Annotated in this window: 17 protein-coding genes; 8 read left to right on the top strand and 9 right to left on the bottom strand. The window is 60.1% G+C overall.

Going from position 1 to position 14,315, the window contains the following annotated elements; genetic code table 11:
- Window positions 1-402, bottom strand: coding sequence for a photosystem II protein Psb27 (gene psb27, locus NW806_RS10005; RefSeq protein WP_414410986.1), 402 nt, complete (start codon window positions 400-402; stop codon window positions 1-3).
- 60 nt (window positions 403-462) lie between these two features.
- On the opposite strand from psb27, the gene NW806_RS10000 reads away from it, so the two are divergent.
- Together NW806_RS10000 and NW806_RS09995 are read left to right on the top strand one after the other, a co-directional pair.
- Window positions 463-1,203 (top strand): NnrU family protein, encoded by a 741-nt coding sequence (locus NW806_RS10000; RefSeq protein ID WP_414410985.1) that lies wholly within the window; start codon window positions 463-465, stop codon window positions 1,201-1,203.
- The gene (locus NW806_RS09995; RefSeq protein WP_414395615.1) at window positions 1,154-1,627 is read left to right on the top strand and encodes a thioredoxin family protein; all 474 of its coding nucleotides are present in this window, start codon (window positions 1,154-1,156) and stop codon (window positions 1,625-1,627) included. Before NW806_RS10000 ends, NW806_RS09995 begins: the two co-directional genes overlap by 50 nt.
- Here the strand turns inward: NW806_RS09995 and NW806_RS09990 are convergent.
- The 6 genes from NW806_RS09990 to NW806_RS09965 form a co-directional block, all read right to left on the bottom strand.
- A complete protein-coding gene (locus NW806_RS09990) occupies window positions 1,567-3,159 on the bottom strand; it encodes a hydantoinase B/oxoprolinase family protein (RefSeq protein WP_414410984.1) in 1,593 nt (530 codons plus the stop codon). The two genes, NW806_RS09995 and NW806_RS09990, sit on opposite strands and share 61 nt — an antisense overlap.
- The gene (locus tag NW806_RS09985; RefSeq protein WP_414395611.1) at window positions 3,152-3,466 is read right to left on the bottom strand and encodes a hypothetical protein; all 315 of its coding nucleotides are present in this window, start codon (window positions 3,464-3,466) and stop codon (window positions 3,152-3,154) included. Before NW806_RS09985 ends, NW806_RS09990 begins: the two co-directional genes overlap by 8 nt.
- 4 nt (window positions 3,467-3,470) lie before the next feature.
- Complete coding sequence (locus tag NW806_RS09980) at window positions 3,471-3,992, bottom strand: PDZ domain-containing protein (protein WP_414395609.1); 522 nt, start codon at window positions 3,990-3,992, stop codon at window positions 3,471-3,473.
- A gap of 245 nt (window positions 3,993-4,237) precedes the next feature.
- Complete coding sequence (gene sat, locus NW806_RS09975; RefSeq protein ID WP_414395607.1) at window positions 4,238-5,416, bottom strand: sulfate adenylyltransferase; 1,179 nt, start codon at window positions 5,414-5,416, stop codon at window positions 4,238-4,240.
- A gap of 107 nt (window positions 5,417-5,523) precedes the next feature.
- Window positions 5,524-5,874: a hypothetical protein gene (locus tag NW806_RS09970; protein ID WP_414406043.1), complete on the bottom strand. Its 351-nt coding sequence runs from the start codon at window positions 5,872-5,874 to the stop codon at window positions 5,524-5,526.
- Window positions 5,875-5,984: 110 nt separating this feature from the next.
- Window positions 5,985-6,767: a ParA family protein gene (locus NW806_RS09965; RefSeq protein WP_414410983.1), complete on the bottom strand. Its 783-nt coding sequence runs from the start codon at window positions 6,765-6,767 to the stop codon at window positions 5,985-5,987.
- A 78-nt stretch (window positions 6,768-6,845) separates the two neighbouring features.
- Between NW806_RS09965 and NW806_RS09960 the strand changes: the two genes are divergently transcribed.
- From NW806_RS09960 to NW806_RS09945, 4 genes are all read left to right on the top strand, one after another.
- On the top strand, window positions 6,846-8,132 hold the full coding sequence (locus tag NW806_RS09960) for a glucose-1-phosphate adenylyltransferase (protein WP_414410982.1): 1,287 nt from the start codon (window positions 6,846-6,848) through the stop codon (window positions 8,130-8,132).
- A gap of 127 nt (window positions 8,133-8,259) precedes the next feature.
- The gene (locus NW806_RS09955) at window positions 8,260-10,032 is read left to right on the top strand and encodes an ABC1 kinase family protein (RefSeq protein ID WP_414410981.1); all 1,773 of its coding nucleotides are present in this window, start codon (window positions 8,260-8,262) and stop codon (window positions 10,030-10,032) included.
- Between the two features lie 38 nt (window positions 10,033-10,070).
- Entirely contained in the window at window positions 10,071-10,445 is a 375-nt protein-coding gene (locus NW806_RS09950; protein ID WP_414410980.1) for a hypothetical protein, read from the top strand.
- A gap of 116 nt (window positions 10,446-10,561) precedes the next feature.
- Entirely contained in the window at window positions 10,562-10,888 is a 327-nt protein-coding gene (locus NW806_RS09945) for a YggT family protein (protein WP_414410979.1), read from the top strand.
- 109 nt (window positions 10,889-10,997) lie between these two features.
- On the opposite strand, the gene NW806_RS09940 is transcribed toward NW806_RS09945, so the two are convergent.
- Together NW806_RS09940 and NW806_RS09935 are read right to left on the bottom strand one after the other, a co-directional pair.
- Window positions 10,998-11,570, bottom strand: coding sequence for a Uma2 family endonuclease (locus tag NW806_RS09940; protein ID WP_414410978.1), 573 nt, complete (start codon window positions 11,568-11,570; stop codon window positions 10,998-11,000).
- A gap of 13 nt (window positions 11,571-11,583) precedes the next feature.
- Window positions 11,584-12,156, bottom strand: coding sequence for a Uma2 family endonuclease (locus tag NW806_RS09935; RefSeq protein ID WP_414410977.1), 573 nt, complete (start codon window positions 12,154-12,156; stop codon window positions 11,584-11,586).
- A gap of 148 nt (window positions 12,157-12,304) precedes the next feature.
- On the opposite strand from NW806_RS09935, the gene upp reads away from it, so the two are divergent.
- Both upp and NW806_RS09925 read left to right on the top strand, forming a co-directional pair.
- Window positions 12,305-12,988: a uracil phosphoribosyltransferase gene (gene upp / locus NW806_RS09930; protein WP_414395589.1), complete on the top strand. Its 684-nt coding sequence runs from the start codon at window positions 12,305-12,307 to the stop codon at window positions 12,986-12,988.
- A gap of 384 nt (window positions 12,989-13,372) precedes the next feature.
- The gene (locus NW806_RS09925; protein ID WP_414406034.1) at window positions 13,373-14,074 is read left to right on the top strand and encodes a tetratricopeptide repeat protein; all 702 of its coding nucleotides are present in this window, start codon (window positions 13,373-13,375) and stop codon (window positions 14,072-14,074) included.
- Window positions 14,075-14,315 lie beyond the last annotated feature (241 nt).

The raw sequence follows: 14,315 nt of genomic DNA, 5'->3' as shown, positions 1-14,315 counted from the left end.
TTAACCCTCACGGCGTAAGGCCATCTCTGCCCGATCCAGTTGCATCAGCACCCGCTCTAGCTTTTCTGGCTCCAGCGGTCGATCCGAGGTGCGGTAGTGGGAGGCCACGGTGTTGAACACCGTGCGCAGGGTCGTGAAGGATGGCAACTTGTTGTAGCGAGGGCCATGGTAGCGCCCTACAAATTCTTGCATGGCCTCCATGACCTCCGCCCGTGCCTCCTCCGGCTTGAGGACAGGATCCCCCTCCAAGAGAGCCGTGCGCAGCGTTTGGATGATGGTCATGCTGTCTTCGTAATACTTGCCAGTGAGACGGGCTGCTTGCGCGCCTGGGATCGCCCAGCCCAGGATAAGGGCTATCGCCAGGAGCAGGCCGACAAGACGTAGGAAGAGAGTCTTCTGCATGGGGAGTCGAATGTAACTTATCTTTAAGCTAAGCATAGGTCACGGCAACCGCGAAAGAGGATGTCACCCCCCCTTTTTAGCCACTGGCTGCCAGGGCTGGCCCCCTACCGCTCCCATGCCATCATGCTGGGCATGATCTTGGGATTTGCCTGCGCCCACAGTGGACTAGCCTACTTGCGCCCCTGGGGAGAAGCGTGGCTGGGAGCGCGTCTGTACCGCCTTTTCTTTGTCCTGGTCAGTCTTAGCTTGGCGCCGCTGTTGCTCATCTACTTTTCTAACCACTGCTACGACGGCGTAATCCTTTGGAATCTGCAGGCTGTTCCCGGGATCCACACCACTGTCGTCCTTTTGTCTGCGCTCTCGTTTTTCTTCCTGTATCCGGCCACCTTTAACGTGCTGGAGATTGTCGCCCTTCGCCAGCCGGAGATCCACTTGTTTACAACTGGGATCATCCGCCTCACCCGCCATCCCCAGCTAGTCGGTCAGCTCATCTGGTGTGTGGCCCATTCCCTGTGGATTGGCTCCAGTTTTATGCTGGTCACCTCGCTGGGGCTGGTGGCCTACCACCTATTTGCCGTTTGGCACGGGGATTACCGCCTGGAGCGCAAGTACGGCCACGCCTTCCGCGATCTCAAGGCCCGCACCTCCGTGATCCCCGGCTTAGCCATTCTGCAAGGGCGCCAGCAACTGTACCCGCGCGAGTTTCTCCGCTGGGCCTATCTGGGGGTGTTGAGCTTTGTTGTGATTCTTTATGCTTTCCATCCGCAACTGGTTTCTGCAGCCAGCAGAGTTGCCTGGTAGCATGATCCCAAACAACTGCTTTAGTTTGGGAGCAATGATCTCGCCAGTTGCTTTAGAGGCTTTTAATCAAGAACTTTTGACAAGCGATGGGTTGGTGTTACTAGAGTTTGGCGCGCCTTGGTGCGGTTTGTGTCGCTTCGTTCAACCGCTTATCGACCGCCTGGCCTCCGAAGGGGAGAGATCCGTTGAGGTGGTGCGGGTGAATGTGGATAACAATTTTTGGCTGCCGCGCCGCTATCGGGTGCGCTCGCTGCCGACCTTAATTTTGTTTGAGAAAGGTCAACAAGTGCAAAGGCTGGAGCACTTTACCAGCCGCGAGGACGTGCTCCGCCGCTGCGAGCAGTTGTTGCTTGCCCATCTGGGCTACCCAACCTCCCGCGCCTGCCCCTCGCTGGAGCCCCAGGCGCCGCCGCCGGGGGTGTAGAGGGTCACCACATCGCCAGCTTTCAGGGGGCGGCTAATCTTGCTGGGCAGGGGTTCCCCGTTGACAAGGTTGATCCCCACCTGGCCGGCTCCGCCGCCCTCTTCTCCCTGGGGGGCGTAGTAGCGGCGGTCGGTGAGAAGGGAAAGGGTGCAGTCTTGTAACACCTGGAGGGAGCGGATCAGCCCCCAGCCGCCCCGCTGCTGCCCAATGCCCCCAGAATCTTGGCGCAGCTCGTAGCGCAACACCCGCAGGGGATACTCCAGCTCTAGGGCTTCGATGGGGGTGTTGAGGGTATTGCTCAGGCCCACATGCACCCCATCCAGGCCTGGCCGCTGGCGACTGGCCCCTTGGCCGCCCCCCAGGGTTTCGTAGTAGGTAAAGTGGCGGTTGCCCAGGACACAGTTGTTCATGGTGCCCTGCCCTTGGGCCATGCTCCGCGATCCAGCCACCGGCGCCAGGGCTTTGAACACCACATCGGCAATGCGCTGCGAGGTTTCCACATTGCCGGCCACCACCGCCGCCGGAAATTGGGCGTTGACCAGGCAGCCGGGTGGGGCCACGATCTCGATGGGCTCCTCTAGCCCGGCATTGCTGGGAGCGGTGGGATCCAAAAGGCAGCGCAGGGCAAAGAGCACCGCCGAGCGGGTCACGGCCAGGGGGGCGTTTAGGTTGCCCGCCGTGGCTGGCGCCGTGCCGCTGAAGTCCACCCGCAACCTCTCCCCCTGCACTTCAATCTGCACTTTGATGCGGAGCGGCTTGGGCGGATCCCCCTCCCCTTCCAACCAATCTGCAGCCCTGTAAATCCCATCGGGCAGCGCGCGGATCTGGGCCTGCATCCGCCGTCGACTATAGGCAATCACTTCCGCAATGAGCTGCCAAGCCTCCTCCTCGCCAAAGCGGGCTAGCAGCTGGCGAAACCGGCTTGCCCCTACCACGTTGGCTCCCACTTGGGCCTGCAGGTCTCCGCGGCGCTGCTCAGGATTGCGCACATTGGCCAGAATAAGGCGCAGCAGATCTTCCTGCCAGCGCAACTCTCCTTCCAGAGAAAACCTGGCCAGCCGTACGGGTGGGATCACCAAACCCTCCTGCCAGATCTCGCTGGAATCAGCGGGCATGGAGCCGGGGCGCATCCCCCCGACGTCGGCATGGTGGGCGCGGTTTACCGCATAGGCACAGACCTGGCTGGGATCCCGCAGGCCGGGAATGGCCGCTACCACGGTGATATCCGGCAGATGGGATCCCCCTTGATAGGGATCGTTGAGGACAAACACCTCTCCCGGCTGGGGGCCAGCTGCCACCACTGCCTGCACGGCTTGGGAAAGAGCGCCTAGGTGAACCGGGATGTGGGCTGCCTGGGCAATACAAGCCCCTTGGGCGTCAAACAAAGCCGTGGAGCAATCCCGCCGTTCCTTGATGTTGGCAGAGTAGGAGCCGCGAATGAGACGTGCCCCCATCTCCTCGGCAATCCCGGCCAGAGCGTTGGCCATGACCTGCAAGCGGATGGGGTTGGGTAGGGAGGAGCAGCTATCCATAGAGCCTTTGTTGCAGCCAAAGCGCTAGCCGGCGGATCCCCTGCCAGAACTGGAGCCGGCGCCGCCAGCGGCCAAGGGTGGTGCGATTGGCTTGCAGGCGAGCCCGTAGGTGGAGAAGCTCAGCCGAGGTAAGGGCCAAAGCCGGCTTTGCTGCTCTTTGCCAGTTGTCCAGGGCCCGCTCCGTAACCCAAAGCGCTGTGCGCAAGCGCAAGATTGGGCGAACTAAAGCAAGCAGGCCAAGAGCCAGCAAGCCGTTGAGGCCGCAGACCACCCAGACCGTCTCTGCTAGGCCTACCTCAGCGGTCACCCGCTTACCGCTGCTGCAGCATCAGAGGGCGCAACACGCGGCCATCGCCCACCACCACCACTGTGGATAGAACCTGCCCGCCGCGCCGGAAGGTAATCGGTAGCCGCTGGCCCACAGGGGTGTTTTGGATGAGCTGCTGAACCTGCTGCACCGAGGTGACCCGCTGTCCGTCGACCCCGAGGAGAATGTCGCCCTGCGCCAGACCTGCTTGGTGGGCCGGTCCATTCTGGAGGAGGCCAACGACCCGTATCCCTTGCAGGCGAGGGGCAGGGCCAAACAGGCGGCGGCTAATGGCGCCTTGAGGTGCCTGTTCATCTACCGTTTCAATAGCCACCCCAATGAAGCCGTTACCTGCAAAGGAGGAGGCAGGCAACACTTCGAAGCTGTCAACCTCAACCGTGGGGCTGGAGAAGTTGTAGGCTTCAGCCCCAACCCAGTTACAGGGGTAGGCCAGAGCAGCCTCTGCCAGCAGGAGGGAGGCGGGCAGGGCGAGGGCAAGCCTGGAAAGAAGGGTTGATTTCTGCATAGGTTGACCCTGGAAACGGCAAAGAAAACACAGTTGCCTCCGCCGCGCGCTGGGGTCGAGCCACTAGCCCAGGGTAGGTAGCGGAAGGCTTAGGTGGGCAGCTTGCACCACCCTCCCCTCAGTGATAAACCCAAAATCGGCAACTGTCGATAGGCCAGGTCGTTAACCTCTGCAAAATCTGCCCCGTGCTTCGAGCTCTCGGCTAGGTCTAGAATCCAGCGCCTGGGTGGTTTCCCACCAAGAGGCTAGGAGGAGCTGCGTTCTCGCATGGCCTCCACAAGGAGCTGGGCCACTTCGGGGCGGGAGAACTCCGGCGGCGGCACTTCGCCACGGCGCAGCATTTCCCGCACCTTGGTGCCCGAGAGGTGAATGCGCTGGTGGGGCTGGCTGGGACTGGTCTTGACCGTGGCCATGGTGCCCGTGACGGTGCAGTAGAAGGCGTGTTCAAACTTGAGGGGGATGATGCCCAGCTCCTCGGGCCGGAACTCGTCGAAAATGTGCTGGGCGTCATAGGGGCCGTAGTAGTTGCCTACCCCAGCGTGATCCCGGCCCACAATGAAATGGGTGCAGCCGTAGTTTTTGCGAACAAGGGCGTGGAAGATGGCTTCCCGCGGTCCTGCATAGCGCATGGCTGCAGGGTTAATGGCCAAGATCACCCGCTCTTTGGGGTAGTACTTTTCAATCAACACCTCATAGCAGCGCATGCGCACCTCGGCGGGAATGTCGTCGCTTTTGGTGGCTCCCACCAGCGGGTGGAGAAACAGGCCGTCCACAATTTCCAGAGCGCACTTCTGGATATACTCGTGGGCGCGATGGATGGGGTTGCGAGTCTGAAAACCGACAATCGTCTTCCACCCTCTTTCCCGAAACAGTTGCCGCGACTGAGCTGGATCAATCTGGTAGGCCGGAAAAAGGGGATGCGGATCCCGCTGCAGGAGCGTGACAGGGCCGGCTAGGTAAACGGATCCCTGTTCGTAGAGCACCTTCACCCCTGGGTGTTGTTCATCCGTAGTGCGGTAGACCTGCTGCGCCTCGCGGGTTTTGTCGTAGGTAAATTTCTCGGTCAGTTCCAACACGCCCAAAAGCTTGCCCTCAGCATTGGCTAGGGCCACGGTTTGCCCTTCCTTGAGCCCGGCAGCTATTTCCTCCGAAACTGGCAGCGTAATCGGCAGCGACCATGCCAGGCCGTTGGCCAAGTGCATTGTCTCCAAAACCGAATGGTAATCTTCCCGCCCCATAAAGCCCGTCAGCGGGCTGTAGCCCCCGATGGCAATCATCTCGAGATCCGATTGAGCCCGCTCGTCGAGGCGGATAACAGGGCAGTGTTGGGCCTTGGAGCGGAGCTCCTCCGCCTCCTCAGGCGAGGCAATGCGGTTAATTAGAGTACCTCCGTGGGGTGGAATGGCATCGCCAGAAACCGTCATCTTTGCCTGGGACGCAGTCATAGCGTAAAGACAGGGATCCCTAACCATACACCTCCCTTCCCCTGGGTGCAATACTCAACTGTTTGGGCAGGGGATCCCAGCTTGGCCTAGTCCAGCATGTAGGGGGGCATGTCTTCGTCGGTGGGGGACACATTGTCAAAGATAGGCCGATTGAGGATCTTCTTGGGTGCCTGCAGGGGGGAGGCAGAGGTTTGGGGCTTAACCGGCAGCGTGGCCTGCCCTTGGCGGCTTTGCAGTTCCTGGATGGTTTTGGCCCGCTCATCTGCCACTGCCTGGAGTTGGGCCAGTGCCTTTTGCAATTCGTCGCGGTGGGCTGTGACTTGCTCGAGTTGAGCCTGTAGGCTGGAGATTTTGTTTTGGTATTCCTGAAGCTGCCGTTGGGCCTCCGCCAACTGGCCTTTGAGGGCTTCGAGTTCCGACGTTTCTGCGGTAGACATTGCCGTTTCCTCACGTCCAGGGGTGGAGGGGGAGTCTGACTTTACTTTGCGCCGGGCGGGGCGGCGGGGGGCTCCTCCCGCACGAGAAAACAAGCTACGCTCAGACCCAGTCACAGGAGCACCTCACGTTCAACAAACTGCAGCAGGCGCCCACACACGGCCGCCCCGGGCCGATAGTCCATGACCGTCAGGCCATAATCAAAAGCTGTGCGCAAGTCGCTACTATCTGGAATGGTAACGGGTGAGAGCACATCCGCAAAAATCTGTTGCGCTTGCACGTACAACTGTCCAGTGTGAGATCCCGACCAAATGCCGCCGGGCAGGTAGCGGTCGTCCAACATGGTCAGGACAGCGCGGGCCTGGCTCAGCTCGCCCTTGAGGGTCTCGATATAGCGCAGGGTCTCTTCTGTGCAGGAGAAGTCGGCGCGGTTGAGCCGTGTCGGGATCAACACCCGCTGGGCTGCCCGCAAAGCATTGGCGGTGAGGGCATTCAGCTCCCCTGGCGTGTCGAGAAAGATAAAGTCGTACTCCGACAGCAAGGGATCCAGTTGACGCTGGAGGAGGTTTTGGCCCGCCTCCCCGGAAGCCGCTAGCTGGGCTGCCACTTCGGCCATGGTGCGGTGGGAGGGCGCCACATCCACTCCCTTGTCGGTGCAATAGATGACTTCCTCCAGAGGCCGCTGGTGGTGAGGGTGGAGGCTAGCCCAAACGGTCTCCTCTGGGGGAAGGGATCCGGCCTCTTCGAGGTAAAAGCTGCTGGCGGTGGTTTGGGAGGTGAGATCGACTAGCAGAACGGCATGGCCCCGCTGGGCCGTCAACTGGGCCGCGTGGACGCAGAGGGTGGACTTGCCAGTGCCGCCCTTGTTGTTGGTAAAGGCCAGGATGCGTGCCATCAGCTTCCCCAGGGCCGTTGCAGCCGCTTCCCCTCGCCGCGGTCTATGCTATTGGGTGTAACCTGGTGGAGAACCACCATGCGCGATGTACTGGCAATTATCCTAGGCGGTGGGCGGGGCACCCGCCTCTATCCTCTAACCAAGCGCCGCGCCAAGCCGGCTGTACCTCTAGCAGGCAAGTATCGCCTTATCGACGTTCCGGTTAGCAACTGTATCAATTCCGATATCGATAAGATCTACGTCCTCACGCAGTTCAACTCCGCCTCGCTAAACCGCCACATCATCAATACCTACCGCATGTCTCCCTTCACCGGCGGCTTTGTAGATATCCTAGCGGCCCAGCAAACCCCCGATAACCCCGACTGGTTCCAGGGCACGGCTGACGCCGTTCGCCAATATCTCTGGCTGATGGACTCCTGGAAGCCGCGTGACTTCCTCATCCTCTCCGGGGATCACCTCTACCGCATGGACTACCGCCCCTTTATTCATTATCACCGGCAAACTGGAGCGGATGTGACGCTGGCGGTGCTCCCCTGTGAAGAAAAAGTGGCCTCCAGCTTTGGCTTGCTCAAGATTGACGCCGAGGGGCGTGTGATCGATTTCAAGGAAAAGCCGCAAGGGGAGCTGCTAGAAGCCTGCCGAGTCGATACCCAAGTCCTCGGCCTCAGCCCAGAAGAGGCGAAAGCCAAGCCTTACATCGCTTCTATGGGCATTTATGTGTTCAAGCGGGAAGCTTTGATCGAGATGCTGCAAGTGAAGGAGCACACCGACTTCGGCAAAGAAGTGCTGCCGGCAGCCATCGGCAAGTACCACCTGCAGGCCTACCCCTTCAAGGGCTACTGGGAGGACATCGGCACCATCGAGGCCTTCTATCGGGCCAACCTGGCCTTGGTGCAGCAGCCCAACCCGCCCTTCAGCTTCTTCGACAGGGACATGCCCATCTACACCCGCCCGCGCTTTTTGCCTCCCAACAAGATCCTCGACTCCCACATTGTCAACTCCATGATTGCCGACGGCTGCATCATCAAAAACGCCCAAATTCGCAACTCCATCATCGGCATTCGCAGCCGCATAGAGGCCAATGCCGTTATCGAAAACACCCTGGTCATGGGGGCCGACTACTACGAGTCGGCAGAAGAGCGGCAGGCCAAGCTGGAGGCCGGGATCCCGCCGGTGGGCATCGGGCCCAACTCCTACATTGCCAACGCCATTGTGGACAAGAACGCCCGCATTGGCCGCAACGTCCGCATCATCAACAAAGATCACGTCACCGAAGCCCAGCGGGAAGAGGAAGGAATCTGGATTAGCAACGGCATTGTCACCATCATCAAGGACTCGGTGATCCCGGACAACACCGTCATCTAAGCCAGGTCGTGGCTGCAGCGGGCCGAAGCTAAAGGAGGTGCTGTTAAAGAAAGTGAAGAAAAATCAGGTAACTTTTGCCATTACGATAGGTATTGCTCGTTTAAGACGACTGTGAGATCCCTGGAGCGTGCCTAACCAGATTGTCTCTGTTGCTGACCTAGAAGTTTACGATCCGCAGGTGATTGCCCGTTACTACCGCTGGCGTCTGCCCCAAGTGGTGGCGCGGGCACTGGCCATCCTTGGCCCTCTCTTGTGGTTTGTTCTCTGCCTGCGCTGGGATCAGCTCTGGGGGCAGGGCAATCGCAAGGTGCCCCAGCGTGCGGCGCAGCTGCGCAAACTGCTCACCGACCTGGGGCCGACGTTCATCAAGGTAGGGCAGGCCCTCTCCACCCGGCCCGACTTGGTGCGCAAAGACTACTTGGAGGAGCTGACCAAGCTGCAGGATCAACTGCCCAGCTTTCCTTCAGAGGAGGCGTTTGCCTGCATTGAGGCGGAGCTGGGCCGTCCAATTACCGAGATTTACGCCCAGATCTCGCCCGAGCCGGTGGCTGCGGCCAGCCTGGGCCAGGTTTACAAGGCGCAGTTGCACAGCGGCGAATGGGTGGCGGTCAAGGTGCAGCGGCCTCACCTGCGGGAGCGGCTGAGCCTGGATCTCTACCTCATCCGCTGGGCCTCCACCTGGCTGGGCCCTTGGTTGCCCCTCAACCTGGGCAACACCTTGACAGCGGTGGTGGATGAGTTTGGCCGCAAGCTCTTTGAGGAGATTGACTACCTCCAGGAAGGACGGAACTGCGAGCGCTTTGCTGAATACTTTCGCGACGATCCCGATGTGTATGTGCCGCGCATCTTCTGGGCCTACAGCACCCGCCGCGTGTTGACCCTGGAGTGGATTGACGGCATCAAGCTCACCGATGTGGAGCGCATTCGGGCCGCCAACTTGGAGGTGAAACGATTGGTGCGCATCGGTGTGGTAGCCGGCCTAAAGCAGTTGCTCGAATACGGCTTTTTCCACGCCGATCCCCACCCGGGCAACCTGTTTGCCCTGCCGGATGGCCGCCTGGCCTACATCGACTTCGGCATGATGGACCAGCTCACCGACCAGATGAAGGAGTACCTGGTGGATGCGCTGGTCCACCTGGTGGATCGCGACTACAACGCCCTGATTGACGATTTCATTCACCTGGGCTTTTTACAGCCGGATGTAGATCGGCAAGAGCTGCTCCCTGCTCTAGAAACGGTGTTGGCGGATGTGCTGAGGCAGGAGGTGGCTAACTTCAACTTCAAAACCGCCACCGACCAGTTCTCCGATTTGATGTACCGCTACCCCTTCCAGGTGCCCTCCCACTTTGCCTTGGTGATCCGCTCTTTGGTTACCCAGGAGGGGGTGGCCCTCAGTCTCTATCCGCAGTTTCGCATCGTCGGCGTGGCCTATCCCTACGTGGCCAAGCGCCTGCTGACCGATGAATCCCCTCGTATTCGCCAGCGGCTGTTGCAAGTGCTGATTAAGGATGGCAAGTTCCGCTGGAACCGCCTGGAGAACCTGCTTCAAGTTGCCCGCAGCGATGGTGGGCTGGATTGGATCCCTGCTGCCCGCATGGGCTTGCGCTATCTCATGTCGGAGGAAGCACGGGAGCTACGCCGCCAGCTAATCCTTTCGCTTACAGAAGATGATCGCCTGCACTTCGAGGAGTTGCAGCGGCTGTGGCGGGTAGTCAGCCCTGACTTGTCACTAGCTCACCTTTGGCAAGCGGCTCTGGCCTCCTTGCCCTTGACCAACAGACTGGAGGCCATCTTGGCCGGGTTGAGGGAGCAGGTGCAAGATTACCTGGAAAATTTGAGCCAATGGCGACTCCCCCAGCTCTGGCCTCGTTTGCTGGCAGGGGCGGGGCAAGAGAGCTAGAACGGAAGAAGGGAGACTCAATTGACTGGGACGCAAGCGTGGCAGATCGGCAGAGTGATTTCATTGCTGGTGTGGTAACGGGGGCTGTGGTGGGAGGGATCCTCGGCGGGATCCTTGGGCTTGTGCTCGCCTCCAGAGTAGGTAAGGAATCCGCTGAAGGTCAAGGCCGGGATCCCGAGCGCCTTGACGGCACCGCCACTAGCCCTGAATGCCCCCGCTCTCGAGGGCTGGGGAAAGCAACGGAGTCCAGCTTGAGGAGCTGGAGGGAGTGGGAGCAGGAGGCAGAACGGATTGCCCAGGTTCGCCGCACCCTCGAAGCCAAAATTGCCGAGCTCAACGAGGCCATTCAGGCCACGCGGGCCCAATTGCTCATCAAGGAAACCTCCTCCCAAGCTGTGGAGGAAAAGTCTTGAGCAAAGGATCCCTGCCCATGCCAAACTAGAGGCGGCAGAGGTTCTGCCGGCGCTACCCTAAGCCGACTGCTCTGCCGATAAGCTGTGGATGAGTCCTTTCCCCCTTTTCCAGTCATATGCTTAGCCACGTGTTGTCCTCTCTTGCTGGCCTAGACGACCTCCCTCTGGGGTCGGTCTACAGCGGTGCAGTCTCTTTGCTGTTTCGCTCCCTTTACCAGTTCATCGTCATCTACAACGCCCTGCTGATCGTGCGGATTTTGCTAAGCTGGTTCCCGCAACTGAACTGGTCTAACCCTATCCTGTCGGTGCTTAGCCAGCTTACGGATCCCTATCTCAACCTCTTCCGCGGCATTATTCCCCCCATCGGCGGCTTGGACTTCTCCCCCTGGTTGGCCTTCCTCTTGCTGAGTTTTGCCCTACAGGTGGTGGGCCAGTTTGCCTAGTTGCTGGGCCAGCAAGGCGCTGGGCTTTCTCGGGCTTATCCAGTTCTTGCATTTCCCGCCCGATAGGTGCCAGCACGTTCGAGGTTGCCGACGCCCATGGGCAGGCCAGTCATTCCCAGATTAAGGTGAGATCGGCAACGAAGCCGGGGAGGACGGGATCCCCTTCTAGGGAGGTGAGCCGCTCTAGAACCTGAACAGGCTGGCCTGGACGGTAGACGTAGACCCTTTGGCTTTCCGGGTCAATCAGCCAGCCCAGTTGGGAGCCGTTTTCGAGGTACTCCTGCAGCTTGGCCTGCAAAGTGGCCAGGTCATCACTCGGGGAGCGCAGTTCCAGGACAAAGTCTGGACAAAGGGGTGCAAAGCGGCGCCGCTGCTCTGGAGTCAGCTGCTGCCAGCGCTCCCTGGCAACCCAGGCGGCATCGGGAGAGCGAATGGCCCCGTTGGGCAGGGCAAAACCCGTGGAGGAGTCGAATACAAGTCCCAAGTTTGTGCGTCGGTTCCACTGCCAGAGCTGGCCCAGCAGGTCGGCACTGCGAAGTCCGCTCTCACTGCCGACGGGGGCCATGGCCACTAGCTCCCCTTGGGCAGTCCGCTCCAAGCGCAGCTCAGGATTCTGCCGACAGAGCTGTTCAAAAACTTCATCCGTCAACTCCAGGCTGGGTCGCAGGTTAAGGGCAATCATAAGCGGTTAGGAACTATTCCCAGACGAGGTTGAGATCGGCAACGAAGCCGGGGAGGACGGGATCCCCTTCTAGGGAGGTGAGCCGCTCTAGAACCTGAACAGGCTGGCCTGGACGGTAGACGTAGACCCTTTGGCTTTCCGGGTCAATCAGCCAGCCCAGTTGGGAGCCGTTTTCGAGGTACTCCTGCAGCTTGGCCTGCAAAGTGGCCAGGTCATCACTCGGGGAGCGCAGTTCCAGGACAAAGTCTGGACAAAGGGGTGCAAAGCGGCGCCGCTGCTCTGGAGTCAGCTGCTGCCAGCGCTCCCTGGCAACCCAGGCGGCATCAGGAGAGCGAATGGCCCCGTTGGGCAGGGCAAAGCCGGCAGAAGCATCGAAGGCTACGCCAAGCTGAGTTTGGTGGTTCCATTGCCAGAGTTGGGCGCTGAGGCTCAAGTTTTGGCGACTGCTTTCACTGCCGACGGGGGCCATGGCCACTAGCTCCCCTTGGGCAGTGCGCTCCAAGCGCAGCTCTGGATTTTGCCGACAGAGCTGTTCAAAAACTTCATCTGTTAGCTCCAGGCTGGGCCGCAAGTTGAGGGAGATCATCCCGTCCCACTAGCGCGAACAGAAGATTTGAGGAGGCGCTGGCGCTATTGTAACTAAACGCGGCGAGGAAGCCAGAGGAAAAGCTGGCAGCTAGGGAACGGCGGGGATGGCTAAGAAGAAGGCTTGCCTCCTACCCCTGCAAGCCGCTATGCTACCGCCCAGGTTGAGGCATCCTCCGGTGGCAAGTCAGCAACTGCGGGTTTACGTCCCTCCTCACCCGCTCATCAAGCACTGGCTAGCCGTGGCCCGCGATAGGGAGACCCCCATGCCTCTTTTTCGCACGGCTTTGGTGGAGCTGGGCCGCTGGCTGACCTACGAGGCGATGCGGGAGTGGATCCCGACCCAAGCGGTGCAGGTGCAAACTCCTCTGGAAGCTGCGGCAGCAGAAGTTATCGCCCCCAACACGCCGCTAGCCATCGTGCCCATTTTGCGGGCTGGCCTGGCCATGCTGGAAGGCTGTCAGGCCCTCTTGCCCCAAGCACGGATTTTTCATGTGGGCTTGGTGCGGGACGAGGAGACGCTGCAGGTGAGTTGTTACCTCAACCGCCTGCCGGAGCGGATTCCAGATCAGATGCGCATTCTCATCCCTGAGCCAATGTTGGCCACGGGGGGTACCTTGCTGTGGGTTTTGGATGAGCTGAAAAAACGGGGAGCGGATCCCAGCTTGGTGAGGATTGTCAGCGTCTTGGCCGCGCCGCCAGGGCTGCAGCGACTGGGATCCCATTACCCAATGGTGCAAGTTTTCTGCGCCATGATCGACGAGCGGCTAAACGACCGGGGGTTTATCCTGCCCGGGCTAGGGGATGCTGGGGATCGCGCTTTTGGCACTTGAGTTCCGTTGCTGCTTGCCCAAGAGGTTCCGATTTGGGGACTGAACAGCTCCGGAGTTGGCAGCGGCCACGGGGATCCCTTTGTGAAGAACCAGAACGGGCCAACAGCGTGAGTACAGCGAGATTTTTAGCTATTTCGGGGATCTAGCCACCCTAAAGGCAGCCCTTGCCCACCAGGAGGCCCCAGCCAGCCCTTCGCACTGGTATCTCAATCTGGCCTTTTTGCGCTGGATCGAGTGGAAAGTCGTGCTTCCCAGTCCAATTGCGGATAGTCTCTGGAGTGAGGCCGTTGCCTCGGTGGGCCCGGGATCCAGTTCGCTTCCTTTCCCGGCCGTGAGGGGTGGAACAAGTGGTGTTGAGGTGGCTGGAGGAAACCGATCATGGTGATGAATAGGCAACAAACCGGTGGACAGGCTGCTCCCTGGGGCCTGAGTTCAGTAGTATGCCTGCTGGGTTTGGCGGTGGGCCTGCCTGCCTATGCGCAGCCGCCTATGAATTTGCTCACCGGCGAGCCAACGGTGGCCCAACTCAAGGAAGATGCAGCTCGTTACCTGCAGATGGGCTTTTACACCTTAGCCATCAACGCCTACCGGGCCGCCCTTGAACTAGAAGACAAAGCCCAAGTGCTTCCCAGGGAGCGGGATCCTGACGTGCCCTTTAACCTCGGCTTGATCTACGCCCGCCAAGGCAAGCTGGCAGAGGCACGAGCCGCCTTTCAACGCTCAGTGGAGGTGGATCCCACTAGCTTTAAGGCACGCTACCAGTTGGCGCTGGTGGATCTTAAGTTAGGGAACCTGGTGGCGGCCAAGGAGCAGCTTACCCTCTTGGCCCATGCTGCCCGCAGCAACCCCGAAACCTACAGCCACATTCAATCCCTGCTGGCCCCCTTGGAGTCGATCCCTCTGCCTGGCCAACAGACCAACGACCTCCCTTCTCCTCTAGCCGTCGATTCGGAAGCAGGCAAACTTTCGCCCGAACCCGAGAAAAACAAAACAGCTCCTCTGCCGGTAGCAACCCCAGAAAAGCAGTCGGAAGAGGAGAAGCCTCTTTCTGCCCTGCAGCGGCTGCGCCGGGAGGAGAGGGACTAGATCCCTTTCTGTCAGCAAGCGGTTGGGGACAGAAAGCTACGGCCTGGGAAGAAGAGCCAGCCATACTCAGAGAGCTGTTGGGACGGCAGCTTTCTCCAGTGTGGCTGATACTTAGGACGGGGTTAAAGCAGCAATAGAATCCCCCTGGCATTGATCCTAGGCCGGCAGGAGGAGCAAAATCTTGGAGTCCTGATCCTCAGACGAGCTTTTTGGCGGCAAAACCAGATCTTGCCATTCCCGG

Source organism: Synechococcus sp. W65.1, from assembly GCF_047461615.1.
GTDB lineage: Bacteria > Cyanobacteriota > Cyanobacteriia > Thermostichales > Thermostichaceae > Thermostichus.
This window is presented reverse-complemented; position numbering and strand designations above follow the sequence as displayed.

Bases quoted from the DNA above. Each gene is read 5' to 3' on its own strand.
- sat (WP_414395607.1), bottom strand. From the start codon at position 5,416: ATGACGGTTTCTGGCGATGCCATTCCACCCCACGGAGGTACTCTAATT.
- NW806_RS09935 (WP_414410977.1), bottom strand. From the start codon at position 12,156: ATGATCTCCCTCAACTTGCGGCCCAGCCTGGAGCTAACAGATGAAGTT.
- NW806_RS10000 (WP_414410985.1), top strand. From the start codon at position 463: ATGTCACCCCCCCTTTTTAGCCACTGGCTGCCAGGGCTGGCCCCCTAC.
- NW806_RS09970 (WP_414406043.1), bottom strand. From the start codon at position 5,874: ATGTCTACCGCAGAAACGTCGGAACTCGAAGCCCTCAAAGGCCAGTTG.
- NW806_RS09980 (WP_414395609.1), bottom strand. From the start codon at position 3,992: ATGCAGAAATCAACCCTTCTTTCCAGGCTTGCCCTCGCCCTGCCCGCC.
- NW806_RS09960 (WP_414410982.1), top strand. From the start codon at position 6,846: ATGCGCGATGTACTGGCAATTATCCTAGGCGGTGGGCGGGGCACCCGC.
- upp (WP_414395589.1), top strand. From the start codon at position 12,305: ATGCTACCGCCCAGGTTGAGGCATCCTCCGGTGGCAAGTCAGCAACTG.
- NW806_RS09925 (WP_414406034.1), top strand. From the start codon at position 13,373: ATGAATAGGCAACAAACCGGTGGACAGGCTGCTCCCTGGGGCCTGAGT.
- NW806_RS09945 (WP_414410979.1), top strand. From the start codon at position 10,562: ATGCTTAGCCACGTGTTGTCCTCTCTTGCTGGCCTAGACGACCTCCCT.
- psb27 (WP_414410986.1), bottom strand. From the start codon at position 402: ATGCAGAAGACTCTCTTCCTACGTCTTGTCGGCCTGCTCCTGGCGATA.
- NW806_RS09995 (WP_414395615.1), top strand. From the start codon at position 1,154: ATGCTTTCCATCCGCAACTGGTTTCTGCAGCCAGCAGAGTTGCCTGGT.
- NW806_RS09990 (WP_414410984.1), bottom strand. From the start codon at position 3,159: ATGGATAGCTGCTCCTCCCTACCCAACCCCATCCGCTTGCAGGTCATG.
- NW806_RS09940 (WP_414410978.1), bottom strand. From the start codon at position 11,570: ATGATTGCCCTTAACCTGCGACCCAGCCTGGAGTTGACGGATGAAGTT.
- NW806_RS09965 (WP_414410983.1), bottom strand. From the start codon at position 6,767: ATGGCACGCATCCTGGCCTTTACCAACAACAAGGGCGGCACTGGCAAG.